At 58.3% G+C, this 307-nt stretch carries 1 protein-coding gene; it reads right to left on the bottom strand.

Annotated features, from left to right (window positions below):
- Positions 1-68: 68 nt before the first annotated feature.
- Positions 69-307 (bottom strand): DUF3734 domain-containing protein (locus SB822_RS56050; protein ID WP_410858972.1); only part of this gene is annotated, 239 nt, incomplete at its 5' end.

Here is a 307-nt window from a genome sequence, read left to right as displayed (position 1 = left end):
GAATATGAAACGGCGCCCCATGAAGGGCGCCGTTTCTGTTTGCGGCTCAGAACTTGCCGACTCGCCTGTCAGCGCCCGTCGCGATGAATGTCGTGCGTGACGAAACCCGCGTCGTTATCCGGCATGGCAAGCCAGTCCGGTTGCGAAAGCGAATGACGGATGTCGTCCAGCCCGCTTTGCCAATGCTCGCGCATGGTCGACAAGCCGAACTGGAAGTCCTTGTAGTGCCCTTCGTACTCCTTCTGCCGGTAGATGAGATGGATCACGTTGTAGCGCTTCGAGCACGATAGATCTTCGGCGAGCTTGC

The organism is Paraburkholderia sp. SIMBA_054, from assembly GCF_046534875.1.
In the GTDB taxonomy this organism is placed as follows: Bacteria; Pseudomonadota; Gammaproteobacteria; order Burkholderiales; family Burkholderiaceae; genus Paraburkholderia; species Paraburkholderia hospita.
Note: the sequence above shows the minus strand (reverse complement) of the source record. Positions and strands in the feature narration are given on the sequence as shown.